General features: G+C 65.8%; 25 protein-coding genes and 1 riboswitch. Of the genes, 19 read left to right on the top strand and 6 right to left on the bottom strand.

Annotated elements, in window-relative coordinates; all coding sequences use genetic code 11:
• The first annotated feature begins 88 nt into the window (after positions 1 to 88).
• Positions 89 to 264: riboswitch (cyclic di-AMP (ydaO/yuaA leader) on the top strand.
• A gap of 4 nt (positions 265 to 268) precedes the next feature.
• The 4 genes from AC20117_RS11545 to AC20117_RS11530 all read left to right on the top strand — a co-directional run bounded on the left by AC20117_RS11545 (position 269) and on the right by AC20117_RS11530 (position 5,036).
• Positions 269 to 1,147, top strand: coding sequence for a C40 family peptidase (locus AC20117_RS11545; RefSeq protein WP_074703028.1), 879 nt, complete (start codon positions 269 to 271; stop codon positions 1,145 to 1,147).
• A gap of 216 nt (positions 1,148 to 1,363) precedes the next feature.
• A complete protein-coding gene (locus AC20117_RS11540) occupies positions 1,364 to 2,974 on the top strand; it encodes an MDR family MFS transporter (RefSeq protein ID WP_418202255.1) in 1,611 nt (536 codons plus the stop codon).
• A gap of 191 nt (positions 2,975 to 3,165) precedes the next feature.
• Complete coding sequence (locus AC20117_RS11535; protein WP_074699605.1) at positions 3,166 to 4,194, top strand: efflux ABC transporter ATPase subunit, DrrA-related; 1,029 nt, start codon at positions 3,166 to 3,168, stop codon at positions 4,192 to 4,194.
• The gene (locus tag AC20117_RS11530; RefSeq protein WP_083339601.1) at positions 4,191 to 5,036 is read left to right on the top strand and encodes an ABC transporter permease; all 846 of its coding nucleotides are present in this window, start codon (positions 4,191 to 4,193) and stop codon (positions 5,034 to 5,036) included. The genes AC20117_RS11535 and AC20117_RS11530 overlap by 4 nt, the downstream gene beginning before the upstream one ends.
• A gap of 7 nt (positions 5,037 to 5,043) precedes the next feature.
• On the opposite strand, the gene AC20117_RS11525 is transcribed toward AC20117_RS11530, so the two are convergent.
• The gene (locus tag AC20117_RS11525) at positions 5,044 to 5,622 is read right to left on the bottom strand and encodes a dihydrofolate reductase family protein (protein ID WP_074699606.1); all 579 of its coding nucleotides are present in this window, start codon (positions 5,620 to 5,622) and stop codon (positions 5,044 to 5,046) included.
• An 81-nt stretch (positions 5,623 to 5,703) separates the two neighbouring features.
• Between AC20117_RS11525 and AC20117_RS11520 the strand changes: the two genes are divergently transcribed.
• The 4 genes from AC20117_RS11520 to AC20117_RS11505 are packed head-to-tail and all read left to right on the top strand — an operon-like array spanning position 5,704 to position 12,336.
• On the top strand, positions 5,704 to 7,182 hold the full coding sequence (locus AC20117_RS11520) for a DUF3375 domain-containing protein (protein WP_074699607.1): 1,479 nt from the start codon (positions 5,704 to 5,706) through the stop codon (positions 7,180 to 7,182).
• Complete coding sequence (locus tag AC20117_RS11515; protein ID WP_074699608.1) at positions 7,179 to 7,955, top strand: DUF4194 domain-containing protein; 777 nt, start codon at positions 7,179 to 7,181, stop codon at positions 7,953 to 7,955. Before AC20117_RS11520 ends, AC20117_RS11515 begins: the two co-directional genes overlap by 4 nt.
• Positions 7,952 to 11,257 (top strand): ATP-binding protein, encoded by a 3,306-nt coding sequence (locus tag AC20117_RS11510; protein ID WP_074699609.1) that lies wholly within the window; start codon positions 7,952 to 7,954, stop codon positions 11,255 to 11,257. The genes AC20117_RS11515 and AC20117_RS11510 overlap by 4 nt, the downstream gene beginning before the upstream one ends.
• A gap of 14 nt (positions 11,258 to 11,271) precedes the next feature.
• On the top strand, positions 11,272 to 12,336 hold the full coding sequence (locus AC20117_RS11505; protein WP_074699610.1) for an MBL fold metallo-hydrolase: 1,065 nt from the start codon (positions 11,272 to 11,274) through the stop codon (positions 12,334 to 12,336).
• Positions 12,337 to 12,358: 22 nt separating this feature from the next.
• Here the strand turns inward: AC20117_RS11505 and AC20117_RS11500 are convergent, their stop codons facing one another.
• Entirely contained in the window at positions 12,359 to 12,694 is a 336-nt protein-coding gene (locus AC20117_RS11500; RefSeq protein ID WP_074699611.1) for a MerR family transcriptional regulator, read from the bottom strand.
• 111 nt (positions 12,695 to 12,805) lie between these two features.
• On the opposite strand from AC20117_RS11500, the gene AC20117_RS11495 reads away from it, so the two are divergent.
• The 5 genes from AC20117_RS11495 to AC20117_RS11475 all read left to right on the top strand — a co-directional run bounded on the left by AC20117_RS11495 (position 12,806) and on the right by AC20117_RS11475 (position 15,335).
• On the top strand, positions 12,806 to 13,228 hold the full coding sequence (locus tag AC20117_RS11495; RefSeq protein ID WP_074699612.1) for an Hsp20/alpha crystallin family protein: 423 nt from the start codon (positions 12,806 to 12,808) through the stop codon (positions 13,226 to 13,228).
• 161 nt (positions 13,229 to 13,389) lie between these two features.
• Complete coding sequence (locus AC20117_RS11490; protein WP_074699613.1) at positions 13,390 to 13,818, top strand: DnaJ domain-containing protein; 429 nt, start codon at positions 13,390 to 13,392, stop codon at positions 13,816 to 13,818.
• A 33-nt stretch (positions 13,819 to 13,851) separates the two neighbouring features.
• Positions 13,852 to 14,250, top strand: coding sequence for a hypothetical protein (locus AC20117_RS11485; protein ID WP_074699614.1), 399 nt, complete (start codon positions 13,852 to 13,854; stop codon positions 14,248 to 14,250).
• A gap of 98 nt (positions 14,251 to 14,348) precedes the next feature.
• Positions 14,349 to 14,696 carry a GNAT family N-acetyltransferase gene (locus AC20117_RS11480; RefSeq protein ID WP_074699615.1) on the top strand — a complete coding sequence of 116 codons (348 nt, stop codon included), beginning with the start codon at positions 14,349 to 14,351 and terminating at the stop codon, positions 14,694 to 14,696.
• A gap of 177 nt (positions 14,697 to 14,873) precedes the next feature.
• On the top strand, positions 14,874 to 15,335 hold the full coding sequence (locus tag AC20117_RS11475) for a hypothetical protein (RefSeq protein ID WP_074699616.1): 462 nt from the start codon (positions 14,874 to 14,876) through the stop codon (positions 15,333 to 15,335).
• A 73-nt stretch (positions 15,336 to 15,408) separates the two neighbouring features.
• Here the strand turns inward: AC20117_RS11475 and AC20117_RS11470 are convergent, their stop codons facing one another.
• The gene (locus tag AC20117_RS11470; protein ID WP_074699617.1) at positions 15,409 to 16,380 is read right to left on the bottom strand and encodes an asparaginase; all 972 of its coding nucleotides are present in this window, start codon (positions 16,378 to 16,380) and stop codon (positions 15,409 to 15,411) included.
• Positions 16,381 to 16,582: 202 nt separating this feature from the next.
• On the opposite strand from AC20117_RS11470, the gene AC20117_RS11465 reads away from it, so the two are divergent.
• Genes AC20117_RS11465 through AC20117_RS11455 form a run of 3 tightly spaced genes read left to right on the top strand, consistent with a single transcriptional unit; the run spans position 16,583 to position 19,669 of the window.
• Positions 16,583 to 17,686: a hypothetical protein gene (locus AC20117_RS11465; RefSeq protein WP_074699618.1), complete on the top strand. Its 1,104-nt coding sequence runs from the start codon at positions 16,583 to 16,585 to the stop codon at positions 17,684 to 17,686.
• 31 nt (positions 17,687 to 17,717) lie between these two features.
• Entirely contained in the window at positions 17,718 to 19,010 is a 1,293-nt protein-coding gene (locus tag AC20117_RS11460) for a sensor histidine kinase (protein WP_074699619.1), read from the top strand.
• Positions 19,007 to 19,669 (top strand): response regulator, encoded by a 663-nt coding sequence (locus AC20117_RS11455; RefSeq protein WP_074699620.1) that lies wholly within the window; start codon positions 19,007 to 19,009, stop codon positions 19,667 to 19,669. The genes AC20117_RS11460 and AC20117_RS11455 overlap by 4 nt, the downstream gene beginning before the upstream one ends.
• Positions 19,670 to 19,723: 54 nt before the next feature.
• Here the strand turns inward: AC20117_RS11455 and AC20117_RS11450 are convergent, their stop codons facing one another.
• Positions 19,724 to 20,836, bottom strand: a complete 1,113-nt coding sequence (locus AC20117_RS11450) for a hypothetical protein (protein ID WP_074699621.1) — start codon at positions 20,834 to 20,836, stop codon at positions 19,724 to 19,726.
• Positions 20,837 to 21,045: 209 nt separating this feature from the next.
• Between AC20117_RS11450 and AC20117_RS11445 the strand changes: the two genes are divergently transcribed.
• The 3 genes from AC20117_RS11445 to AC20117_RS11435 all read left to right on the top strand — a co-directional run bounded on the left by AC20117_RS11445 (position 21,046) and on the right by AC20117_RS11435 (position 23,227).
• Complete coding sequence (locus AC20117_RS11445) at positions 21,046 to 21,564, top strand: DUF421 domain-containing protein (protein ID WP_074699622.1); 519 nt, start codon at positions 21,046 to 21,048, stop codon at positions 21,562 to 21,564.
• A gap of 113 nt (positions 21,565 to 21,677) precedes the next feature.
• Positions 21,678 to 21,872 (top strand): hypothetical protein, encoded by a 195-nt coding sequence (locus AC20117_RS11440; RefSeq protein WP_074699623.1) that lies wholly within the window; start codon positions 21,678 to 21,680, stop codon positions 21,870 to 21,872.
• A gap of 38 nt (positions 21,873 to 21,910) precedes the next feature.
• On the top strand, positions 21,911 to 23,227 hold the full coding sequence (locus tag AC20117_RS11435; RefSeq protein WP_074699624.1) for an MFS transporter: 1,317 nt from the start codon (positions 21,911 to 21,913) through the stop codon (positions 23,225 to 23,227).
• An 18-nt stretch (positions 23,228 to 23,245) separates the two neighbouring features.
• Here AC20117_RS11435 and AC20117_RS11430 read toward each other — a convergent pair whose 3' ends face one another.
• Together AC20117_RS11430 and ureG are read right to left on the bottom strand one after the other, a co-directional pair.
• Positions 23,246 to 24,070 (bottom strand): urease accessory protein UreD, encoded by an 825-nt coding sequence (locus AC20117_RS11430; RefSeq protein ID WP_158300461.1) that lies wholly within the window; start codon positions 24,068 to 24,070, stop codon positions 23,246 to 23,248.
• Entirely contained in the window at positions 24,070 to 24,825 is a 756-nt protein-coding gene (gene ureG / locus AC20117_RS11425; RefSeq protein ID WP_074699626.1) for an urease accessory protein UreG, read from the bottom strand. Before ureG ends, AC20117_RS11430 begins: the two co-directional genes overlap by 1 nt.
• Positions 24,826 to 24,829: the final 4 nt, after the last annotated feature.

The raw sequence follows: 24,829 nt of genomic DNA, 5'->3' as shown, positions 1-24,829 counted from the left end.
TATCAATCCGTTATGTAGGGTGGCAACCACGTCGGCGCTTCCTGGGCCGGCCCCCTCGGAATGGCTTTGCCTAACTCTGCCACCGTTCCGAGTCCGTTCGCTAGACAGATGGCAGAGGCGGGGGACCCACGTTTATCGGGCTCCCTCCAGAGCCCTTGGGGTTAAGCCGCAGTTCACCACGGAGCGATTTTCCGAGGTGGAACGCGGCCGGGTGACTCCCATCCGAACCCGACAGCTTACCTCGCAGGCATTGGGAGAGGCTACAACCTTGTTCAAGATCAATTCCGCACGCCATCGTGCCACCCCGGTCCACAGCAACCCGTTCAGCGGAGTTTCGAAGGCCGTATCGTCCCACGCAGGTACCGTTGGCCGCAGTGCCGCAGTTGTCACCGCTGCCGGTGGCCTGATGCTCGGCGCCGGCCTGCCCGCCAACGCCGCAGCCGACGTATCCTCCAGCGACTTCGCCGCCACGGCCCAGGCTGAGACTGTTGCCGCTCCGGCCGCAGCACCGGCACCGGCCGCCTCGGAAGAGGCTGCAACCCACACCGTCAAGGCCGGCGACACCCTCGGCAAGATTGCCGCGCAGCACGGCATTGAGCTGAACGACGTCTTCGCCGCCAACGGCCTCGGCTGGGAATCGGTCATCTACCCGGGCGACGTCATCCAGCTCTCCGGTGCCGCACAGGCTCCGGCCGACCACTCTGCACATGCTGCTCCTGCTCCGGCCGAGGCACCCGCCGCCGCTCCGCAGGAAGAAGACTTCACCGTTGCCGCAGCCAGCGCCAACATCGAGCCGGCTTCCGTCAGCACGGCCAGCACCTCGGGCATTGTCGCCACCGCCAAGTCCATGGTCGGCACCCCGTACGTCTGGGGCGGCACCTCCACCAGCGGCTGGGACTGCTCCGGCTTCGTGCAGTGGGTCTACGCCCAGCACGGCATCGACCTGCCCCGCGTCACCACCGCACAGGCCGGCGCCCTGACCCCGACCAGCAACCCGAAGCCGGGCGACCTGGTTCTGCAGAACGGTGGAAGCCACATCGGCATCTACCTCGGCGACGGCCAGATGATCAGCGCCCTGAACCCGGGCGAGGGCACCAAGGTGCACCCCACCAGCTGGATGCCTGTAGACGGCTACTTCACCAAGTAAGCCCTGCGGCCGCACAGCCGCACTCTGCATGTAGGCACGCTCCTATATATAGGTATGCACCGCCGGATTTTCCGGCGGTGCATACCGCGTTAAGTGGGGCATCTTATGTGGGGTGTACCCCTTTTGGGAGCCGGCGGGAATAGTGCTTCCACTATGCTGGTTAGTCTTGCTATCGTCGCCTCGCGCAGGCACCGCTTCCCCCGAAAACCATTGAGGATACCTTCCGTGAGCCAACAGTCCCCGGCCGAACCCGCCGTCGTAAATTCCGGCGCCGCGCCAGTACCCGGACCGGGAAGCGACGGCGTCGACCATAAGCGCCGGAACAACCGGGTTATCCGGTTGTTGCTGGCTGCCTCGTTTGTGGTCATCCTGAACGAAACGATCATGAGCGTCGCCCTGACCGAGCTGATGGACGACCTCGGCATCACCGCGCGCGCCGCCCAGTGGCTGACCACGGCGTTCATGCTGACCATGGCGGTGGTCATTCCGATCACCGGTTTCCTCTTGCAGCGCTTCAACACCCGGCCCGTCTTCACCACGGCCATGTCGCTCTTCTCCGCCGGCACGCTGATTGCCGCGATAGCGCCCGGGTTCGAGCCCCTGCTGCTGGGCCGGATTGTCCAGGCCACCGGCACCGCCATCATGATGCCGCTGCTGATGACCACCCTGATGACCCTGGTGGCTCCGGCCGAGCGCGGCAAGACGATGGGCAACGTCTCGATTGTCATCTCCGTGGCGCCGGCCATCGGGCCGACCATCTCCGGCATTATCCTCAACGCCTTGTCCTGGCGGTGGATGTTCTGGCTGGTGCTGCCGATCGCCGTCGCCATGCTGATCATCGGGAACCGGCGGGTGGACAACGTCACCGAACCGAGGCCCGTGCCGCTGGACCTGTTCTCCGTGGTGCTCTCCGCGTTCGGCTTCGGCGGCCTGATCTATGGCCTGAGCCTGGTCGGCCAGGGCTCCGGCGAGGCCGGCGAGACGGTGTCCGCCATGCCGATGTGGATCTCCTTCGGCGTGGGGCTCGTGGCCCTGTCCGCCTTCATCCTGCGCCAGCTGAGGCTCCAGCGGCGGGACCGCGCACTGCTGGACCTGCGCACCTTCCGCTCCAGCACCTTCGCGGTGACCGTGGGCCTGATGGTCATCAGCATGGCCGCACTGTTCGGCACCATCATCCTGCTCCCCATCTATATGCAGCAGGTGCTTGGACTCGAACCGTTCCAGATCGGCCTGATGCTGCTGCCCGGCGGGCTCCTGATGGGTCTGCTGGCGCCGTTTGTCGGCCGGCTCTACGACCGGTTCGGCCCCACCGTCCTGCTGGTGCCGGGAACAATGCTGGTCAGCGTCGTGCTGTGGTTCCTGTCCACACTGACCGAGAACACCTCCCCGTTCACGCTGCTGGCCGCGCACATTGTCTTGAGCATCGGCCTGGCCTTGCTCTTCACTCCGCTGTTCACCGCCGGCCTCGGCGCGGTGAAGCCGGAACTCTACTCGCACGGCAGCGCCATCATCGGCACGGTCCAGCAGGTGGCGGGCGCCGTGGGCACGGCCTTGTTCGTGACCGTGATGTCCATCCAGTCCGCCGCCCTCGCCGCAGACGGTTCGGCGGGTACGGTTGCGGTGGCCGGCGGCGTGCGTGCCGCGTTCCTGGCCGGCGCGATCATCTCGGTCTTCGCCGTGGCGGCAGCCTTCTTCGTCCGCAAGCCCGCGGACAACCAGGCTGCAGACCATGAGGCACCGGAGCATCCGGCAACGGCCAGCCAGACGCCGGACAGCCAGAGCGCGTCACCGGCGGAGTCCGCCGGCGCGTTGGCCGACGGCCGCTGAGGCCTGCCCCGGAGGTTTCGCTGACCGGCAGCCCGTAGGAAGAGCAAGGGCGTACGACGGCGGCCCCAGACTTCGACAGCGCACGTCACCTTTATGCGGCAGCGTCACCATCGTGATTCCGGTGGGCATGAGGACCGGAACTGTCCTCAATTCCCTTTCCGAACCCACCCGGCCTTTTCTAAGATGCCACCATGACGATCATCGAGGCCCGCGGCCTGACCAAGATCTACAAGACGAAAACCGGCGCAGTCCATGCCCTGGACGGGCTGGATCTTTCCGTCCCGCGCGGCACGGTCAAGGCACTGCTCGGGCCCAACGGCGCCGGCAAAACCACGGCCGTCAAGGTGCTGACCACGCTCGTCAAACCGGACCGCGGCACCGCGCATATCGACGGGATCGACGTCGCCGCCGCGCCGAAGGAAGTGCGCCGGATCATCGGCGTCGCCGGACAGTACGCCGCGGTGGATGAGAACCTGACCGGCTTCGAGAACCTGGAAATGGTCGGCCGGCTCTACCATCTCGGTGCCAAGACGGCGCGGCGCCGGGCGCAGGAACTGATCGACCAGTTCGAACTGACCGAAGCCGGCAACCGCCCGGTTAAGGGGTTTTCCGGCGGCATGCGGCGGCGGATCGACCTCGCCGGCGCCCTGGTGATCAACCCCAAGATCCTGTTCCTGGACGAACCGACCACCGGGCTGGATCCGCGCAGCCGGCTCGCGCTCTGGGGTGTGATCAAGAACCTCGTGGCCGAGGGCACCACCCTGCTGCTGACCACCCAGTACCTCGAGGAGGCGGACCAGCTCTCGGACGACATTGCCGTGATCGACGGCGGCAGGGTCATCGCCGAGGGCACCGCGGATGAGCTCAAGGCGCAGATCGGCGGCCACCGCGTGGTTGTCACGCTGGTGGACGAGGCGGACGCCGGCACGGCGAGCGGCATTCTGGCCCGGCACGGCGAGGGCGAGGCCCAGGTCTCCGGAGACGGCCGCGTGGTGGAAGTGCCCGTGACCGACGGGCCGCGCGCGCTGCAGTATGTGCTCGCGGACCTCGGCGAGGCCAACATCCAACTGCACGACGTCGGCATGCGCCGCCCCACACTGGACGATGTCTTCCTCAAACTCACCGGCCGTAAGGCCGAAACCGATGATGACGACGACGGCGGTGCGGACACCGGCGCAGGCTCCCGTCGCGACAAGACGGAACTGGAGAACGCGAAATGACCGCCCTCACCCGGCCGGACTCCGCGCCCGCACTGGCCAGCACCGGCAGCAGCTTCGGCCAGTTCCTCTCCGACGGCTGGATCGCCACCCGCCGGAATCTGGTCAAGATCAAGCGCGTGCCGGAAATTCTGGTCTTTACCATCCTGCAGCCGATCATGTTCGTGCTGCTCTTCAGCCAGGTCTACGGCGGCGCCATGGCGATCGACAACTACACGTTGTTCCTGATGGCCGGCATTTTCGCCCAAACGGTCATCTTCGGCTCCACGTTCTCCGGCGCGGCGATGGCGCAGGACCTCAAGGACGGGATCATCGACCGTTTCCGCACCCTGCCCATGAGCCCGGCCGCGGTCTTGGTGGGCCGCACCAACGGAGACCTGGCCATCAACTCCATTTCCATGCTCATCATGATGGCAACCGGTTGGGCGGTCGGCTGGCGGGTAACGACGTCGTTCTGGGGTTTCATCGGCGGCGTCGCCATACTGTTGCTGTTCTCGTATTCCTTCAGCTGGGTCATGGCGCTGCTGGGCATGAGCGTCCGCAGCCCGGAAATCATCAACAATGCCTCGTTCATGATCCTGTTCCCGCTGACGTTCATCTCCAACGCCTTCGTGCCCATCCACACCATGCCGGACATCCTGCGCATCATCGCCGAGTGGAACCCGGTCTCCGCACTGGTGGCCTCCGCCCGCCAGCTGTTCGGCAACACCTACGCGGAGTTCCCCGAACCCACCGCATGGACGCTGCAGCACCCGTTCGTCACCGTGTTCATCGGCATCGCGGTGATGCTGCTGGTCTTCGTGCCGCTGGCCATCCGGAAGTTCGAGTCCATCAGCTCCCGGTGACCGCCCCTTAGTTCCCGGTGACCGTCCCGCGCACGGTGTGGTAGCGCAGGAACACCACGCCGTTGCCGAAACGGCGTTCCTCCAGCAGTTCGAGCCGCATCCGGACGCCGTCGGGCAGGAACCGTTTGCCGCCGCCCACCATCACGGGCGAGACCAACAGGTGGCACTCATCGACCAGCCCGGCCCGCAGCGCGTGCGCGGCAAGTTCGGCACCGTCGATCGCCAGGTCCCGCTCAGCCGATGCCTTTATCCGCCGGACCTCCTCGGGGTCGAAGCTGCGCTCGATCCGGGTCCGTGCCGACGGTGCCGTATCCAAGGTGGTGGAGTAGACAATCTTGTCCGCGTTCTGCCAGATCCGGGCATAGTCCTGCTCTACGGGCGGCAGGTCCGGATCATCCGCCAGGTCCTCCCACACCGCCATCACCTCATACATCCGGCGCCCGAAGAGGTAGGTGCCCACCGGGCGCGCCAGGTCGTTCACAAAGGCGTGGACCTCCTCGTCCGGCATGCCCCAGTCGAACTTGCCCTCCGCATCCGCAATGTAGCCGTCCAACGAGGTGATGCCGGAGTAGATCAGCTTGGCCATGGGACAATTCTGCCACCCGGAGCTGCATCCCTTAAGATCAATGGGTCCCCTTCGCAGCCAGGCACTGGCAGAAAGTTCTTGATGCGCTCCACTGAACAAGCTGTCTCCAACTGGCACACCCAGAAGGACTTCAGGCTCAGCCCTGCCTGGAAGCTGCTCTCCGCGGCACCGTGGACCATCGCCTTCTTCCGGGCCGAGTTCACGCCGAACCGACCTCGGATTGCGCTTGAGGAATTCCACGCCGCGCTGGCTGCTTTCCTGAAGGAACTCCGGCACGAGAACCTGAATCTGAATGAGCAGTGGCAGGCGGCCAACTATGCCGATTCCTGGGTGCGCAACCAGTTTTTGGCCCGGCCGATGGTGGACGGCCAGTTCGTCTACGAGCCCACCGCGCAGACCCAGCGGGTGCTGAACTTCATCGACGGTTTCACCCAGGAGCGGACCAACCTCAACAGCTCCCGGCTGAGCGCCCTGCTGAACAGCATTGAATCGCTCGCCCATGAGTCGGATCCGGATCCGGCCGCCAGAATCAGCCAGCTCGAGGCGGAAATCGCCGAACGGCAGGCGCAGATCCAGGCGCTGGAGACCGGCCAGGAGCCCGCGGTCCTCCCGCATGAAACCTCCGTTGCCGCGGCCCGGAGCATCCTCGACCTGGCCTCCAGCCTGCCGGCGGACTTCAAACGGATGCGCGACGGCGTGGAGGCTATGCTGCACACCATCCGGCAGGAAATCATGGAGTCCAGCGTGGCCAAGGGCGTCGCCGTGGGCCAGGTTCTCGAAGGCGACCGCCAGCTGCGCAGCACCGCCGAGGGCGAGACTTTCCGCGGCTTCACGGAGTTCCTGAACAACCCGCAGCAGCAGGCCCGCTTCCGCCAGGCTGTCCGGGAGGTGCTCGAGCGCGATTTCGTCTCCGATCTGAGCTCCGACGAGCGCAATACGCTGGCCAACCTGGTGCGCGAGCTGCGCCGCCAGGCCTCCGAGGTCCACGCCATCTACGGCCGCCTCTCCGAGAGCCTGCACACCTACGTCCAGAGCGACGAGTTCCGCGAGTCGATGCTGCTGCGCAAGGCCATCCGCTCGGCCGAGCTGGCAGTGGCCCACTCGCCGGACCTGAAAACCAGGACGCCGGCAGTTCCCGTGAACTTGTACCTGCCGGAGTTCGAAACACTGGCCGGCATCGGGATCTTCAATCCCGAAGACCATGTCCCGCCGCCCAGGCTTGCGGAGCCGCCGGCGCTCAGCGACGCGGACATCCACCGCACGCCCAATACGCCAAAGGCCGACGCCGGTGCCATCCGCCAGGCGATCAGCGCAGCTACCGCTGCGGCGAAGGATGGCAAGGCCACGCTGGGCGCGGCGTTCGGACTGCTGCCGCCCGAGCACCGCCACATCAACTCCATCCGTGGCCTGGTGCTCACGGCCCGCCACACGGACCAGGACGTCGGCGACCGGTTCGAAGTCCTCACCTACAAACAGATCGACGGCGTCGAGCGCACCGCCTACCTCCCGCTCGTCACGTTCACCAAAGATTCAACGGGTTTAAAGGATGAGAGCAAATGACCGAGACCGAGGCTGACATCGCCGCAAGCGGGTACCGCGCGGAGCGGCAACTGTTCGACGGCGACACCGGCACCTTCCCGCTGCAGCTGCGCCAGACGATCGTGCGGCTGCTGCGCGGACCGTACATCGACGGCGTTGCCGACCCCCGGCTGTGGACCACCGTGCTGGACAACCGGCAGGTCATCGCCGACTACCTGTGCGAGATCTTCCTGGTCCTCACCGTGGATCCGGACCGGAAGATCGCCATGCTCACCCCGGCCGACGTGGACGCCCCGCACACCACGGCCATCCAGCCGCGCAAGCCGCTGCGGCGCGAGGAGACGCTGCTGGCCCTGCGCCTGCGGCTGCTGCTGGACCGGCACGCCGGTTCCGGCACCGACGCCACCATTTCGCGCGCCGCCGCCCGGGAAATCCTCGAAGAACACCGGCAGCCGGGCGCGGTGGACGACAAGCGTCTCGAAGAGCTGACCGATGCCTCCCTCTCCCGCCTGCTGGCGCTGAAGCTGCTGCTGCCCACCGAACTGGCCGCCGTGTACCGGGTCAGCAACGCGCTGGCCATAGCACTGCCGTTCGACAGCATCGACCAGATCCCGGCCTACATCGAGGCGCTGGCCCGCAGCGACGCCCAGGAACTGCTGGACCCCGACCTGCTGGATGCTGAAGCACTCGATCCGGAGGTACTGGATCCTGAGCTGCCTGCCCCGGCTGCCGAAGGCCATGCTTCCGGCAGCACCGTCCCTAACAACACCAGCGCAAACGAGGAGGAACTGTGAGCATTGCCCAGACGCTCCCGCTCGGCGAGGAGATCAACCCCGGCCAGTACCGGCTGAGCAAAATCCAGGTGATCAACTGGGGCACATTCCACGGCCGGCACACCATGTACGTGGACCGCGCCGGCACGCTGCTCACCGGCCACCCCGGCGTGGGCAAGTCCACGCTCTTCGACGGCATCCAGCACATCTTCTACGCCGCGCCCCGGCTGAACGAGTCCGCCAACGAGGCCAGCAACCGCAAGGACCGCCGCACCACGTTTAGCTACATGCGCGGGCGGAAGGCCAAAACCGCAGCGGGCACCACCTACCAGCGGCCCAGCGCCACCTGGTCAGCCATTGCGCTGGTCTTCGACGACGGCCTCGGCCGCCAGGTCACCATCTCCGCTCTCTTTGATCTGCCGGCCAACGGGTTGGAAGGCCAGGTGGGCAAGCATTACGTCATCCACAACAAGCCGCTGGACACCGAGGCACTGGAAAACCACGGCGGCCGGCGCTTCTCCCCCACTTCCCTTCACGCCGCACTGCCCGGCTGCGAGGCGTTCGACGTGCACAAGGCCTTCGCCGAGCGCTTCCGCCGCCGGTTGGGGATCGATAATGACAAGGCCTTCAGTCTGCTGCGCACCCTGCAGAACGGCAAGGGTCTGGACAAGGGTGTGAATAAGTTCTTCCGCTACGAGGTGCTGGACATCCCGTCCACGCTCAAGGCGGCCGCCGGAGCCATCGAGGACTTCAGCCACCTGCGGGGGATCTACCGCCAGCTGGAAGAAGCCACCGGCCAGCGCGATGCCCTGGCGAAGGTACCGGCGCAGCACCTGCGCTACCGGGAACTGCGCGAACAGCTGGAACGGAACCGGGAACTGGCCGAGGTCCAGCTGCCCCGGGTGCGCCAGCAGCTCGCGGCCGGGCTCCTCGAAACCGAGACGGCCAGGCTCGCCGATCAGCGCGAGGCCAAGACCCTGAAGATCCAGGCGGAAGCCGCGGCGAAGGAGAGCCTGGAGGCGCAGGTCCAGCGACTGGACGAACAGCATGCCAGCCACGGCGGCCGCGCGATCGAAGCCCTGGAACGGGACATCCGCGCCGCCTCGGTGGAACTCCAGCAGCGCGAGCGCATCCGGACCCAGGTCCAGCAGGACATTGACGACGCCGGGCTGCAGCTTCAGTGGTCCGCAGACGGTCTGGCGGCCGCCCGCCTGCAGGCCGCGGCCGCCGTCGAAGAACTCACCGCCGAAGCCGCTGCCGCCAAGACACTCGAATACGAGGCCGTGGCCGCGAGCATCAATGCCAAAGACCGGGAGAAGAAGCTCCGCGCCGAAATCGCGTCCTATGCCCGGCGCGGCAACAACATCGACGGCGCCAGCGCAGCCGCCCGGCGGCAGATCAGCGCCGAAATCGGCGTCGCACCCGAGGACATGCCGTTCGCGGGCGAGCTGGTGGACATCGCCCCGGAGCACTTGCCGTGGCGTCCCGCAGCCGAAAAGGCGCTGCGGTCACTGGCCACCACGCTGCTGGTCCGCGGCGAGGATATCCGTGCGGTGACCAAGGCGATCGATGCACTGGACAGCCACGGGAAGCTGCGCTGGATCAACATCGCCACTCCCCCGCGCCCCGGAACCGCCGGAGACCGGGACCTGGTCGGCAAACTCGAGTTCAAGAACTCCGAGGCCGGCGACTGGCTGAAGCAGAAAATCACCAGCGACTACGCCTTCGCCTGCGTGGATTCCGATGCCGAACTGCACCACGAGGACAAGGCGATCAGCCTTGCAGGCACCCTCAAGCTGAACAAGAACACCTTTGAACGGGACACCCGGAAGGTCAATCCGGGCGACTACCTGCTCGGCTTCAGCAACACGGACAAGATCGCCCTGCTCGAGGCGCAGGCCGTCCGCATTCTGCAGGAGCATGCGGACGCCGCCGAGCTGGCGGACCAGCGGAGCAAGGCCAAGGACGTGCTCGCCGGACGGCTGGACGCCCTGCATCGGGTTGCCGCCGATACCCGTCCATGGTCCGACGTCGACAGCACCTCCCAGCGCGAGGTCCTGGAGGGCCTGCAGGACCGGCTGCGCGAAGCGGTGGACAGCAGCGCCACCCTCGCGGAAATCCACGCCGAGCTCAAGGCCGCCAAGTCCGAGCTGGAGGCCAAAGTGGGCCGGCTCGCCGTGCTGCGCCACGACCTGCAGGAGCTGGATAAGCAGTTCCGCAACGCCGAAGCCGCCCGGGACAACACTGCCCGCCGAGCCGAAGAAAACCCGCCGGCGGACTGGGCTGCCGAGGCCATCGGCCGCTACCTGGAGCCGCTGGGTGAACCCACGGGGCTGGAGGAACTGGAAACAGCCTTCCACCGGCTCGCCCTGGAGCTCAAGGACGCCGCGGCCACCCTCAGCGATGAGCTCCACAAGACGGAGACAGCGCTGACTGATACCTTCAAATTCTTTGCCCGCGACTGGGGCGAGCATCTGAGCGCTTCCTTTGGTACCGGCGTCGAAAGCGCAGGGCAGTATGAGCGGCTGTACCACGAGATCATTTCCGAGGGCCTGCCGCAGCGAGAAGAGGAGTTCCGCGAGTACTTCAACAACCGCTCCTACGAGCGCTTTTCGGATCTGCTGCAGATGCTGGAGGAGGAACGCCGTGCCATCGAGGAGCGGATCCTGCCGCTGAACCAGATCCTGGACGATGTCCCCTTCGACAACGGCAGCCACCTCAAGCTTGAGGTCCGGACCAGCGTTCCGGAGGAAGCCCGAACCTTCCGCACGGATCTGAAAAACGCGCTGGGCAACGCCTACATCAAGCAGACCCCGGAGCAGATGGCTGCCAGCTACAAGGCGCTGGAACGCCTGGTGGACGCGCTGAACGATCCGGCGAAACAGCACTGGCGGGACACAGTGCTGGATGTGCGCCAGCATGTCACCATCAGCTGCAACGAGCACCGGCCCAACGGGGAGATCGAGACCGGGCTGGAGCCCGGCACGCTCTCCGGCGGCGAAGGCCAGCGCTTCACATCGTTCATTATGGGCGCTGCGCTGGCCTACCAGCTGGGCATTGCCAGCCAGGGTTACAGCACCTACGGCACGGTAATGATCGACGAGGCCTTCATCCAGGCGAACTCCGAATATGCCGGCGCCGGCATCAACGCGCTGCAGGAATTCGGCTTCCAGCTGCTGCTCGCCGCGCCGGAGGACAAGGTGGACCTGTCCCGGCACCTCGGCTCCATCACCGACATCATCAAGCATCCGGACGCGAATGTTTCCGGCTTCGTGGAAACGGGGGCATCGCCGGCAACGGCCACAGCGATTGTGCTGCGCTGACCTAGACTGGTCGGATGCCAGAAGAACCAGTCATCACCGTCACCGGCCACGAGCAGTACCGGGCGTGGCATGCCAAGGACTTCCCGCCGGTGGAACGGCTGCGTCCCAATGTCTGGTCCATTCCGGTACCGTTCCCGGACAATCCGCTGCGGTACACGATCAGCTACCTACTGCTCGGCACCGGAGCGTCCGTGCTGATCGATCCGGGCTGGGACAGTGACGAGGGCTGGCAGCAACTGGTGGCCGGGCTGGCGCAGGCCGGCATCGCACCCGCGGACCTGACCGGCATCGTGGTAACCCACTACCACCCGGACCACCACGGCATGACCGCGCGGCTGAAAGACGCATCCGGCGCCTGGCTGGCCATGGGCGGGAACGAATGGATTCCGGATGCGTCGCGCGATGTGGAGGAAGTCCGCGAGGCGGACATGTTCCGGCTCGGCCACTGGGGCGTACCGCAGGACCGGCTGGAGGAGCTGACCTTTTCCCGCCGCGCCGGCCGGCCGCGGCTGCTGGCCCCTGATCTCCCGCTGGTCTCCGGCGAAATGCTTCCGGCCGCCGGGCTGAACGTCCGCGCCGTCTCCACCCCGGGGCACACGCCGGGCCATCTCTGCCTGGTCGATGAGGACAACGGCTTGGTCTTCAGCGGCGACCATGTCCTGCCGCGGATTTCCCCGCACATCTCCCTCGAACACGAGGGCCTGCTAAACCCCCTGGCCGACTACTTCGACTCGCTCGCTGCCATTGATTTGGGCGACGACGTCGAAGTCTGCCCGGCGCACGAGTACCGCTTTACCGGTCTGTCACGCCGGGTGGCCCAGCTGGCACGCCACAACCGGGCCCGCTCGGATGAGGTTCGGCTGGTCCTTCAGGAGCAGGCTCCGGCCTCGGTCTGGGAGGTCGCGCGCGAGCTGACCTGGTCCCGCGGCTGGGCTTCCCTCAACGGGTTCTCGCTGCGGCTCGCCTTGGCGGAAACCGCCAGCCACCTGGTGTATCTGCAGTCGCTCGGGCACGAGGTGGACGTCGCCGTCGATTTCCCCGAGCCGGCCACCGCCATCGCTACCGACAGCCTCCGCTGACCGCCCGGCTGTCGCCGGAAGGCTAGCGCTGGTTCGCGGGCCGCTTCTGCCCCCGGTCCCGCTCCTTCGCCACGTCCAGTTCCCGCTGCAGCGCGGCGTTGATCTCCTCGAGCCGCAGGACTTTGTCGACACCGGCCAGGTTCAGCCCGTCGTCCACCAGCTCCCCGATCCGGCGCATCCGCTCCACGTCGTTTTCGCTGTAGCGGCGCGTGCCGCCCTCGGTGCGCTCCGGTTCCACCAGCCCTTTGCGCTCGTAGAGCCGGAGAGTCTGCTGGCCCACGCCAACCAGGTCCGCGGCCACCGAGATGCCGTAGACGCCTTGCTCAGCCCGCAGCCGCCGCTCGTCGTCCTTGCTCAATTTCTTCCTCCGCACTTCTTGCAAAATATTGTAGCGCAGCGTCATAATATCTGTGTCGGCAGACATAGATAATCTGCCGGACTTAAAAGAGAAGAACTGAAGGAGGCAACCATGTTGATGCGAACTGATCCGTTCCGGGAGCTCGACCGGCTGACCCAGCAGGTCTTCGGATCGCAGACCCGCCCCGCTGCCATGCCGATGGACGCGTGGCGCGAAGGCGACGAGTTCGTCGTGGAACTCGACCTGCCCGGCGTCGATCCCGCAACCATTGATCTGGATGTCGAACGCAACGTTCTCACCGTTGCCGCCGAGCGCAAGTCCCGGCTGGATGACGACAAGGAAGTAGTGGCCGCTGAACGCCCGGTCGGCACCTTCAGCCGGCAGCTCGTCCTTGGCGACACGTTGGACACGGATAAGGTCACAGCCAATTACGACGCCGGTGTGCTGGCTCTGCGGATCCCCATCCGTGAGCAGGCCAAGCCCCGCAAGATCGAGATCCAGAGCAGCGACACACAGCAGCAGATCAACGCCTAATCCCAAGTAAGCCCAAGGAATATGGAGGTACGCAAGGAGGCTGACAACCGAAGCAGGATCTGTGGTTGCCCTGCTTGACTGCAGGGCAACCCTTCCTGCCTTGATCGCCTTGCGGGCATCCTCGTTCCGCGCGGACGCCAGTCAGGCAGAGGAGAACCGAGATGGAAGACCAGGATCTTTACGCGGTCCTGGAGGTGGACCGCGACGCAGACCAGGAACAGATCCGCCGAGCCTATCGTCTGCTGCTGCGCCGGTATCACCCCGACCTCCAGCTTTCGGCAGATCCGGAAACAGCCAGAGCGGCAGCCCGCAGGATGGCCCGCATCCTGGATGCCTATGGCGTGCTGGGCGACCCCCGGCGCCGCGCTGCCTACGACAACCGCGGACGACACCGCGCCTCCACGCTTCCGGATACGCAGCCGGCTACCCGCGGACGCCACGTGGCGGTCACGGTGCAGGATCAGGATCCGGTGGTCCTGGGCTGGACGGCGTCCCCGGAAGATACGGTCTGGCTGTTCCCACCGGTCTCACCGCTGCGCCCTCCACGGGACGTGTTTGATCTGCTGGTCCGGCGCTGGTTCCTGGGCTAGCGCAACCCGATAATCACGAGAAAGGACTGCAAAGTGTCGAACTGGCGGCGCTACGATTCAACCCTGTTCCCTATCTTCCACGAGCGCTTCGAGGAACGCTGGGGCGAGGGCACAGCCCCGTTCCTGAATCCCAGTGTGTTCGACGAGGACCAGCCGCGTCCCCGTGCCCAGTGGATCAATGTGGACACCGGCGCCGCAGTCGCCGTCGTCCCTATTTGGGAGGATGACCGCAAGCACCGGTCCTTCGCCGTTTTCTATCTGCCGCCCGCCGGCGGCATCTGGGTCCTGCGGCCCGGTTTCACGCAGTACATCGAAACAGAAACCCCGGACGACGTCGCGCAGCTGGCCCTTCGCAATGATTCCTTCAAGAAAGCCGTGGCCCATGCCGAGGAGTTCATCTTCGGGCCCGAAGGGAAGCAGCCGCCGTCGTAAATAATTTCCTGTACAACTGAACCTTCAACGGGGTCTTTGCGTCTCATGCAGTAACTGGCGCGCGCCTTGCGCACCATCGGAAGCAAGAGGAGACTCTGATGCCTGCCGTTCGCGATGACCCCACGCACTCCCAGTTCATCATTTTCTCGGACGGAACCGTCGCCGGGACCCTGACCTACCGCATCAAGGGTGCAGAAATCTGGTTCCTCAAAACCACCATCGACCGGGGCTTCAGGAACCAGCAGCTGGACACCACCCTGATCATCAGTGCACTGGACAGTGTCCACCGCCGGCAGCTGATGGTGCGTCCGATGGACGCGCTGGTCAAGAAGACGATGTACGAGCATCCCGAATACTTGCACCTGCTGCCGCACCGTCCCTATGCACCGGCCCGGCATGGACGTCATCCCGCCGTAAACCAGACGCTCCGGCATCCGGTTGCTTAACCGGCCCATCCGCAAGCCGATGGCATAGCCCGCGCGCGTCCGCCACCTCACAGTGCCGCGAGCTGGTGATGTAGACCGCTTGCGTCCGCCACCCCGCAAGGCCGCTTTTTCGGCGAGGTTGGCAATGCGGTGCAAAATGAACGCTATCCGGTCGGGGCCGGGTCCTAGGCTGAACGTATGAACAAAGATCAGCCGCCGCAGAGCCGTTGGATCCACAGGACCGGCTCCGAGGCCGGAGCCGGGCCGGCGGACCCAACGGGAAATCTGCAGGATGCAGCGGAAGTCGCGCGGCTGTTTTGCGATGCGCTGTTGGATCCCGGCCGTTTCCGGCACACGCTCGTAAGCCTGGTGACGCCTGGTTCCAGGGAGTACTGGGGGGATTTCGGCGCCGCAGCCGGGGAGCTGCGGGACATTCCGGACTGGGACGCTGCCCCTGTGGCCGAGCCCGCGCCAGAAAATCCTGAGGTGGCGTACGTCCGGATCTTCCCGGCGGGGGCAGCAGGAACCACCCGTCGCAGCGGCCATCCGGCTGACGGGGCCGCCGTTGTCACCCTGGTCTGGCAGGATCAGCTTGGTGCATGGCTGGTCCATGCCTTCGGCCAGCCGGTTGACCCGGCTACAGCCGGCGGAACCGCGTGACTTCGCTTCCGGCCGTCTCCGCCCACTCGATGCCGAAAGCGACGAAGATTTCCTTTGCCATGTCATTCCTTCCTCAGAGGTACGGGTCCAGCAGCTGCCCGTCGGGCTTACGGCCGCCGGCGATCAGCAACGCCAGCAGGATGCGCGCTTGGAACAGCGGCAGCGAGCCCAGCGGAACGGCCCCGGCCCGCATCAGGTCGGCGCCGCCGCCATTGCCGTAATAGGGAACCACCGGCCCTTCCGCCACACGGGTGGAAAGCCCAACAACGACGCCGGCCCGCACCGCTTCTTCAGCCCAGGCACACAGCGCGTGGTTGCCATTACCCACCCCGGAGCCCGCAATAACGACGGCGGCGGCGCCGGCCTCCACTGCGGCGGCCGCGAGCGCGGCATCGGCTCCGGGGTAAGCGCTGACCACGTCCACCCGCGTGCTATCAAAGGCTGTTGACGGCAGGGGCAACGCCGGCGGCCGCAGGGGCTGCATCGCGAAACGGACGTCTGTTCCGTCCATGCGGCCGATGGGACCGCCGTCGGCCGTTTGGAACGGAGCCGGGGCCACAGTATGGGCCTTGCGCGTGCCCCGTGCGGCGTAAATCCGTCCGGCGAAGGAGATCAGCACGCCGTGGCCGCGGGCCCGGGAAGCAGCCGCAACGGCAATGGCTTCGCGCAGATTTGCGGGACCGTCAGTATCAGCGGCGTCCGCCGGACGCTGGGCGCCGGTGAACACCACGGGCTTGGGACTGTTATGCACCAGGTCCAGCAGGTAGGCGGTTTCTTCCATGGTGTCCGTGCCGTGGGTGACGACGACCCCGTCCACCTCGGGGCGGGCCAGCTCCGCGGCGACGGCTTCGGCGATGAGGCGCAGATGCCGGTGTGCCAACAAGTAGGATCCGAGCTGGAGCACATCCCGCGCCTCCACTGCCACGTCTCCGGCCCCAAGCGCAGCCACAAGGTCCTGCACACCCCGGCTGGCTACCGATGTGCCGTCGGCACCCTTGCTCGACGCGATGGTCCCGCCGGTTGCCAGTACAGCCACTCGAGGCATTGGGCGCACCTTTCCGAGGAAGCCTGTCCCTCGTTCTGCCAAGAGATATTGTGTCCGGGTCGGTACTGCCAGCATGGTGGACGCGCTGGCTTAGTTCAAGGACCACCCGCTTCGCTGCCTCTCCCGGCGTTCACCCGTTCGGGGGAGCAAGTCCGCTCCGCCGGGGGATCATCCGACGGCTCGCCGCGAGAAGACTAAAGTCATGACTACTCATTCAGCACCGTGGCAACCCCTCAAAACCGACGCCGATGGCGGCTTCATGGACCGGATGCCACTAGCGACGGCGGCCGCCGCTTTCCTCTACGCGGGAATCGCGGCCCTCCTGTTGTTCAACGGTGACAGGCTGCCGCTGCAGGATCCGAGGATTCCGGCAGCCGTGGCACCGTTGAACGGGCCGCTGGGCGATCTCCTCAACTACGCTCTCCCGGCTCTGGCCGTTGCCGGCGGCTTCATTGCCCTCGCGGTCCACGCCCTGCGCAGACCCGGCCGGGCCCTGGCCATTTCCGCCACAGCCTTTGCAGGCGTCTACACTGCGCTGGTCCTGCTGGTCATTGTGGACAGCCGCATCCTCTCCATGCTCGGCTATCTGCCCTACCTGGCCGTCAACGCCATCATGGATCCCGGCGTCCTGGCCTCGGTGCCCGAGCAAGGCTGGCCCGTTCTCCTGCACCAGCTGGCGGCCGTCACCGGCGTCGGGCTGTGGATTTTGACCGCTGCAGCGGCCGTTCGGAAACATTCCGGTGCCTGCATCACATGCGGCCGCAAGCACGACGACGGTGGCTGGCTTTCCGCTGCATCGGCAGGCAAGTGGGGCACACCCGTGACCCTTGCCGCAGCAGCCATCCCGGCCGTTTACGCCATCATCAGGTTCGCCTGGGCGGCAGGAATTCCGCTGGGCATCAGCTCCGCGTTCCTGCGCCGGATGCAGGAGAACGGCATGGTCTATGCCGGCCTCGGCCTGGCGTCCATGGCGTTCGCCGGCACGCTCCTGACCTTGGGCCTGATCCAGGGCTGGGGTTCGGTTGTCCCACGCTGGGTTCCGCTGCTGGGCGGGCGCCGGGTTCCGATCCTGCTGGCCGTGATTCCGGCGTCGTTCGTCGCCGTCGTCGTTGTACCCGCGGGAGCGGAACTGATCCGGCTTGGGCTCAGCGGCGACACCGGTGGCATCCCCTTCGACTGGACCAACTGGGGAACCATCGCCCCGGCGGCGCTGTGGATCTTCTGGGGCCCGCTGCTGGGTGCGGCGGCCCTCGCCTACTACCTCAAACGCCGCGGAACCTGTGGCCGGTGCGGACTGGATGGCTGACCGCGGAACGATGTTGGGTAAGAATGGGGCTATGGCGGACTCCGGCCGGACACCGGCCAAACGGGCAGGGCAGGTCTTCAGGCACTTTGTGTTCATGATGATCGGCGCCCTGCTCGCCGTTCCCTACATCGCGGTTTTCATTTGGGGCACGCAGCTGGCTGGCTCGCCCGAAGCCGGCTCGCTGTCCGCCGTCGTCGCCTTTATCCTCCTGTTTGTGCTGCTCACCGTTCCGGCGTTGCTGTCCGTCACGCGTGCCCTGGAACGCACCGCGGTGCGCGAATTACTGGACGTCGAGCTGCCCGAGCCGATCGGTAGTGCTGCCCACAACCGGCGTTGGCGCGGCGCAGCCTGGTACCTGGTGCATCTGATGGCCGGCGGACTCACCTTGGTCGCGGCGGTGTTTGCCATTCCTGTCATGGTGACGCTGTCCGTTATGCCGCTGACCGGCCAAACCCGGGTTTCCGACCAGCTGTCCGCGGTCCTCTCCCCCTTCGCCGACAGCACGACGGCGGTGCTTTGGTCCCTGGCGCTGGGCGCCGGGATCATCATCTTCACCATCCTGACGGGCATGGCGCTGCGGCATTGGGCCGGCGTCATGCTGGGCCCGTCTCCGGCGGAACGCCTTGCCTTGGAAGAACAGGCTGCACGCGCCAGTGCCCGGCGGAACGAGCTGGCCCGTGAACTGCACGATTCCGTGGGCCATGCTTTGACGGTCACCACTCTGCAGGCAACCGCGGCGCAATCGCTGCTGGCCCGGGACCCGGAGGCCGCGGTCCGGGCGATGCAGGCCGTGGCGGACACGGGTCGGGCCGCATTGGCCGAACTGGACCACGTCATCGGCATCCTGCGTGAACCGGAGGGCCCCGGCGCACAACCGATGGACGGCGCGGCCGGTTCGCTGGTGGAGCTGCCAGGCTATTTGGACATGCTCGCCCGGCAGGGGCTGGACATTGAGCGGAACTTCGATGCCCGCCGGTTGGACGGCCTCCCGCCTGTAGCCTCCACCGCCGCGTTCAAAATCCTGCAGGAAGGCCTGACCAACGTGCTCAAATATGCCAGTCCGCAGCAATGCGCCCTCACGATCAGCGCGGAGCCGCGGATGCTGCACCTTGACCTGAGCAATCCCGTCTCCGGCGTCCCGCAGCTTCGTGGCGGTGGACGTGGTTTGGCCGGCATTGCAGAACGTGCCCGGCTGGCCGGCGGCAGCGCGCAAACGTCGCTAACCAAGGGGATCTGGTCTCTGGTTGCCAGCTTCCCGCTGGACTTCTGGCAACCTGACGGTGGGCAGCCTGATGGGGCGCAATCGGTTCGGGGGCGCAGGTGAACGCACCGATCCGCATTCTCCTCGTCGATGACGAGCCATTGATCCGTTCCGGCCTGTCAGCCATCCTGGCGCTGGAGGACGACCTCGCGGTCGTCGGTGAGGCAGGTGACGGTGCCGAGGCCTGGACCGAAGCGCGCCGGCTGGAACCCGATCTTGTCATGATGGACGTCAGGATGCCGAGGATGGACGGGATCCAAGCCACCAGAGCCCTGCTGGCCAACGCGCAGAAACACAACGTCCCGCGGATCCTGATCCTCACCACCTTCGAAAGCGATGACTACGTCTTTGAGGCGCTCAAAGCAGGGGCTGACGGCTTCCTGCTGAAGCGGGCCAAGCCGGAGGAACTGGTCCAGGCTGTACGCGCGGTGGCACGCGGGGAATCCATCATGTATCCGGCGAAATTGCGCGAGCTTGTAGCCCGGCATGGCAGCCGGGGACGGGATCTCATCGCCGAGGCCGGGCTGAGCAGCCGCGAATCGGAAGTCCTGCGCCAACTTGCCCAGGGGCACAACAATCAGGAGATCGCCCTGTCGATGCACCTTGGTGTGGAGACGGTCAAGACACATATCAGCTCGATCCTGGCCAAACTCAACGTGCGCGACCGGACGCAGGCCGTGATCACTGCCTATGAATCCGGCTTTGTGCAGCCCGGCCGCTGACGCACCGGAACTTTGGCGCCGTCGTCATTATTATGGTGCCGGTTGAAACCGGCGTTACTCCCGGCCATCGCTTGTTCTATCAGCGAGTTTTCGCCGCTCCTGCTGGCGCCTGCTGTAGGTTGCTTCCCGGATGGATTCGTCACTGTCGAAACTTGATCCCAGAGCACCGGCAAAGGTGCCGAGGGAACTAGCGAGCCACGCCAAACGTGCGTAATCGATGGGGCTGACGGGATGCTTCAGCTGCGACTGCAGGTAGTCTCCGGAAATCACCGCCAAGGACCCCAGAAACAGCACCGCGAAAAGAATCAGGTACATCGCTGCCACGCTGAGCACCACGGTGACGGCCGTTGCGACGTTGTCCATGCCTGCCTGGCCGGCCAGCCCGTGGAGCCGGCGCCGGTCCCACAGCCCGTTGTACCCGATCAGCCATGCCGTCATCGAGACAATGGCAAGAAAACTGATTCCCGCCAACCGGAGTGGGCTGGAAGAATCGGCCATATTCCAGATGGATGCGTAGAAGATGCCGAAGGCGCCGGTGCCGATTGCGGCAGCCGTGGCGCTGGACAGTGACGGCAGGAGCCGGCCCGGCTGGTTGCTGCGGATCATTCCCAACATGAGCCGTAGCCGTCCGCGCAGTCCCGACAGGTACGAGTATTTGCCGTCATCTCTGGCGGAGGAAAAAACGCCATGCACCGGGGCGAGCCGGTTCGCGCTTTCACCGTCGGCCGGCTCTTCTGCCGAAGACCCTTCGGTCATGTGCGCTACGGCATGCAGCACTGCCTGCAAGGTGCGGTGCCGGACCCGTGGCCAGCCCAGGGCGGGCAGCGAGATCAGGCAAACCTGTTGGGATACGTTGACGTCGCTTACCAGAGGCTCGTTTCCGACATAGCGGGGCAAATCCGTCACGTAGACCAGCAAGTCCCAGTGATGGCGCTGTTTCAGGTCCTCGGCATACCGCTCCAGCGGAATATCGCCATCGGAATCGAGCGGGAGCGTCTCTTGGACGACGGACACCTCCCAGCGGACTGCGGCGTCGACATTTTCGGACAGCTCGCCCGGCAGCGTATCTCCCAATCGCCTGGCGACGCGTTCCGGCAATCCGGAATCGGCCATCAGACCCAGGACAATGGTCCGGTTCCCCCGCTCCTCGCCTTCGCCTGCTGCCATAAACTCCCCTCCCGGCTGTGGTAGCTTCACGGCGCGTACGCCCGCCCTGCGGCACCACTGGAAAACGGCACTGCAAATCAGCGGTTTGGCCCGAAATGCAATCTCATAAGTATACTTACTTATTCTGGATGGCCGGCGCCTCACCGCCAGTGATCCCCCACGATCGATGCGGGAATGCGCTGCCATGGTGCGTTTGCAGGAGGTACCTCATGGACTGGGCTTCAATTCTTGAACCATCCCTTCCCGTAGCCGAACTGGTGGTGCGGGGCAGCGTGCTCTTTCTCGGGCTGACCTTCATCCTCCGGCTGACGGGGCAACGGGAGTCAGGCGCCCTGGCGCTAACGGACCTCCTGGTCATTGTCCTGCTCGCCGAAGCCGTCTCCCACGCCTTCGCCCCCGATTCCACCTCCGTCACGGACGGTTTGATCCTGGTGGTGACGATCTTGGCCTGGAGCGTTGTTCTCGATGCATTGGCCTACAAGTTTCCGTCGGTCAGGAAGATCCTGAAGCCGAGCAAGAGGCCACTGATCGAGAACGGGCAGTTGAACAAACGCCTCATGAGGAGGGAGTTCATGAGCCGGCAGGAAATCGAGGCCCAGCTGCGCCTGCAAGGTATCGAAAACCTGGACCAAGTGAAATACGCCTTTATGGAACCGAATGGGATGATCAGCGCATTCCGGAAGAACGGCGGCGAGGCCGACCCCACTCCACAGCCGCCAGCCAGCTGACCCATCTGCTGGGGTAGGTCCGAGAGCCGGGGCTATTGGACCCCCTGCACTTCTGCCACGCTGGAGCCGGCGAAGCCCTTGCCCCCGTATCGAGGACGGCCTACAGTCTGGACATGGACAAGACGCCGGAAAGCGGTCCGGGCAGGACCGGAAAAATCGACACGGGCGAGGTGCCGGAGAAACAACTGCACCGGTGGAAGGGCGAGGGCGGTGCGCTGCCTCCCGAACCGGAGACCGACTCCGAGCCGGAGCATGATCCCGAAGCCGGATCCGGGTCCGAATCACGCCCGGAGACGGACGATGCCTGAGGCGAGCTAGCCGCTCGGTACGAATGGCTTGATCCCGGATGGGGCGCGCAGGCGCGAAGATCTACGGCCGATTGATCAAAGCGGACGAGGACGCACTGGCGCGCCTGCCGGAAGATGTCCGGCGGAACGTTCCGGGAAACGGACTCCGTCTCGTTGTCGCCCACGCCCTGCAGAATGCGGGCGACCAGATAGTCAACGCCTCGACGGTACTGGCCTGGCTCGTCGCCTCGCTCGACGGGCCGTCGTGGATCATCGGGCTCCTCGTCCCGGTCCGTGAGTCCGGTTCGATGCTGCCCCAAGCGGCCTTGGCTCCCTGGGTGCGCAGGCACCGGCAGCGGAAACGGATCTGGATCATCGGGGCAGCCGGACAGGCTGCCGCGGTGGCCGCGATGGCGTTCACCGCGGCCGTAGGAACCGGGACCGCCGCAGGTGCGGCGATTCTCCTTGAGGTGGCCGGCTTCGCACTGGCCCGCGCTTTGGCTTCCATTGCCTCCAAGGACGTTCAGGGCCGCACCATCCCTCCGGGCCAGCGAGGCCAGATCAACGGCATCGCGGCCTTCGCATCGGGGATCGTTGCCGTCACGGTAGGGCTTAGCATCCGGCTCATCGGCGGCGGGGATGTGGACCCGGCCGCGCTGGCCGCTCTTCTTGGTTGCGCTGCGCTCGCCTGGCTGGCGGCGCTGCTTGTTTTCGCCCGCGTCAAGGAACCGGACGGGCTCCCCGCAGAAAATAACGACGACGGCGGATGGCTCGTGCGTTCCTGGAGCCTGCTGCGGGAGGATAAACCCTTCCGCAGATTCGTCGGGGTGCGGGGACTCCTGCTGGTATCCGCATTGAGTCCGCCGTTCATTGTGGCCATGGCAGAAGAGCGCGGTACGGGCGGTTTGGGCGGGCTCGGACCGTTCGTTATCGCCTCCGGGCTGGCCGCGATTCTCGGTGGCCGGCTGGCAGGACGATTGGCCGACCGCTCCAGCAAGAATCTGATGATGTGGGGCTGCGCCGCGTCGTCGTTGGTGGTTTTTGCCTTGCTCGCCGCCACCGCAGTCCCCTCACTTGCCACCTCAAGTTGGCTGTATCCGGCGGCTTTCTTCCTGCTGGCGTTGAACCACATCGGCGTTCGGGTGGCACGGAAGACCTATGTCGTGGACATGGCTACGGGAGACCAACGCACGGAATACGTTGCCGTCTCGAATACCGCCATGGGCGTACTGCTTCTGGTTACGGGCGGGATCAGCAGCGCCCTCGCGCAACTCGGCACGGGCGTGGCTTTGCTGTTCCTCGCGATAATGGGCTCGGCCGGCGTTGTCGCGGCCCGCTTCCTCCCCGAAGTCAGCGGGGGTAAGCGCACGGGATAGGATGCACACCTCGCGCGGTCAGACTCGGTCAGCCTCTTCCTGGCGGACATATCCGGCGAGACTTGCGTCGAGTTGCCGGCTGAGCAGGATCGAGTCTTCGGCCAGGCTCGACACCAAGACCGACCGGGAGTCCAGCGCCATCACCGCCGTGTCCGGGACGTCTTCCGGTGCAGGCGGCTGGGCATCAGCCGGCCCCGTTGACTCCGGGTCCACGATCAATACCGATCCGAGGGCTCTGCGGCCGCCGGTGACCGCGGAACTGTCCCAGCCGATGGCTCCTTCGCCGACCGCCAACTCCTGGTCATGGCTGGCGATGCCGTCATAGGTGAGGCGCAAACGTTGCCGCACCGCTCCCGGAGTCTCGCCGTGACGCCCGAGCACGAGTTCCTCGCGTGCGAAGAGCCGGGCGCCATCCTCCAAGTCGATCCTGGTGAGCGCCTCGTGGTAACAACGCTCGGCCAGGATCTGCTTCCCGGGCAACCAAACGAGGGTCCCCCCGGAGGCCACTTTGATATTGACCTCGCTTCGGGATTCCAGGCCATGCGGACCAGGCAGCACCAGGGTGGCCGCAACGGCGCGGACGATCAAGGAGGCGCCCGCTTTCACCTCAACGTCCAGCCGCAAATGGTCGCCGCCAAGCGGGCCCGCAGCGCCCGCGACGATGCTGACGCCCGCGCATCGGTCCGGATCCAGATTCCAGTGGCGGAGCGCTGCGGGCGCTCTCTGGCGGGTGGGCCTCAGGATCAATGGCGCCTGGGACCGCATCCGCAGGATGCGGGTGGCGCCTTCCCTGGCCTCGGGTCCCCTCGGACGGTCCGCTGTCAGGCGGGCGTGGGCCAGCATTATCCCGAGTGTTCGGCTAGCCGGTCCCGGACCCATTCCGCGACTTTCGTCGCCGCCGGATCTTCCGTCAATGACGTGAACAATACGGGCAGCTCACCGCGTTTGGCTCGGGCATCGCGATCCATGACGCCCAGATCCGCGCCGACATTAGGGGCAAGATCAGTCTTGTTGATGACCAGGAGGTCCGCGGTGGTCACGCCCGGGCCGCCTTTGCGCGGCACTTTGTCTCCTCCGGCAACGTCGATGACGAAGATCTGGTGGTGGATCAACCCCCGGCTGAAGGTGGCCGTCAGGTTGTCTCCTCCGCTCTCCACCAGAATCAGCTCCAGCTGGGGCAGCTTCTCTTCGAGTTCCTCGATGGCTTCCAGGTTGGTGGAAATATCGTCCCGGATGGCTGTGTGCGGACAGGCTCCGGTCTCGACCGCGGTGACCCGCTCCGCTGGCAGTACCCCGTGCCGCAACAGGAAATCGGCGTCTTCGGTGGTGTAGATGTCGTTGGTGACGACGGCGATCTCCCGCTCGGAGCTCAAGGTGCGGCACAGCGCGGCGACCAGCGCTGTCTTGCCGGACCCGACGGGCCCGCCGATACCTATTCTCAGTGCCTGTTTAGGGATCCGGGGCAAGGCTTCCTGCTCATCCATATGGATGTGCTCCGGCGCAGCGCGCAGCGTATTGGCACCTTCCCGGCTGGGTTCCAGCGTCAATTCGTGGTCATGGCCGTGGTCATGGCTGTGTCCGTGTTCGTGGTCGTGCATTGTG

The organism is Arthrobacter crystallopoietes, assembly GCF_002849715.1.
Classification (GTDB): Bacteria; Actinomycetota; Actinomycetes; order Actinomycetales; family Micrococcaceae; genus Crystallibacter; species Crystallibacter crystallopoietes.
The sequence above is the reverse complement of the archived record's forward strand: the minus strand, read 5'-3'. Positions and strand labels throughout refer to the sequence as shown.

Excerpts from the sequence above, each read along its gene's own strand:
- AC20117_RS11535 (WP_074699605.1), top strand. The coding sequence starts at position 3,166 with ATGACGATCATCGAGGCCCGCGGCCTGACCAAGATCTACAAGACGAAA.
- AC20117_RS11530 (WP_083339601.1), top strand. The coding sequence starts at position 4,191 with ATGACCGCCCTCACCCGGCCGGACTCCGCGCCCGCACTGGCCAGCACC.
- AC20117_RS11525 (WP_074699606.1), bottom strand. The coding sequence starts at position 5,622 with ATGGCCAAGCTGATCTACTCCGGCATCACCTCGTTGGACGGCTACATT.
- AC20117_RS11520 (WP_074699607.1), top strand. The coding sequence starts at position 5,704 with ATGCGCTCCACTGAACAAGCTGTCTCCAACTGGCACACCCAGAAGGAC.
- AC20117_RS11515 (WP_074699608.1), top strand. The coding sequence starts at position 7,179 with ATGACCGAGACCGAGGCTGACATCGCCGCAAGCGGGTACCGCGCGGAG.
- AC20117_RS11505 (WP_074699610.1), top strand. The coding sequence starts at position 11,272 with ATGCCAGAAGAACCAGTCATCACCGTCACCGGCCACGAGCAGTACCGG.
- AC20117_RS11495 (WP_074699612.1), top strand. The coding sequence starts at position 12,806 with ATGTTGATGCGAACTGATCCGTTCCGGGAGCTCGACCGGCTGACCCAG.
- AC20117_RS11490 (WP_074699613.1), top strand. The coding sequence starts at position 13,390 with ATGGAAGACCAGGATCTTTACGCGGTCCTGGAGGTGGACCGCGACGCA.
- AC20117_RS11480 (WP_074699615.1), top strand. The coding sequence starts at position 14,349 with ATGCCTGCCGTTCGCGATGACCCCACGCACTCCCAGTTCATCATTTTC.
- AC20117_RS11475 (WP_074699616.1), top strand. The coding sequence starts at position 14,874 with ATGAACAAAGATCAGCCGCCGCAGAGCCGTTGGATCCACAGGACCGGC.
- AC20117_RS11470 (WP_074699617.1), bottom strand. The coding sequence starts at position 16,380 with ATGCCTCGAGTGGCTGTACTGGCAACCGGCGGGACCATCGCGTCGAGC.
- AC20117_RS11465 (WP_074699618.1), top strand. The coding sequence starts at position 16,583 with ATGACTACTCATTCAGCACCGTGGCAACCCCTCAAAACCGACGCCGAT.
- AC20117_RS11460 (WP_074699619.1), top strand. The coding sequence starts at position 17,718 with ATGGCGGACTCCGGCCGGACACCGGCCAAACGGGCAGGGCAGGTCTTC.
- AC20117_RS11450 (WP_074699621.1), bottom strand. The coding sequence starts at position 20,836 with ATGGCAGCAGGCGAAGGCGAGGAGCGGGGGAACCGGACCATTGTCCTG.
- AC20117_RS11445 (WP_074699622.1), top strand. The coding sequence starts at position 21,046 with ATGGACTGGGCTTCAATTCTTGAACCATCCCTTCCCGTAGCCGAACTG.
- AC20117_RS11440 (WP_074699623.1), top strand. The coding sequence starts at position 21,678 with ATGGACAAGACGCCGGAAAGCGGTCCGGGCAGGACCGGAAAAATCGAC.
- AC20117_RS11435 (WP_074699624.1), top strand. The coding sequence starts at position 21,911 with ATGGGGCGCGCAGGCGCGAAGATCTACGGCCGATTGATCAAAGCGGAC.
- AC20117_RS11430 (WP_158300461.1), bottom strand. The coding sequence starts at position 24,070 with ATGCTGGCCCACGCCCGCCTGACAGCGGACCGTCCGAGGGGACCCGAG.
- ureG (WP_074699626.1), bottom strand. The coding sequence starts at position 24,825 with ATGCACGACCACGAACACGGACACAGCCATGACCACGGCCATGACCAC.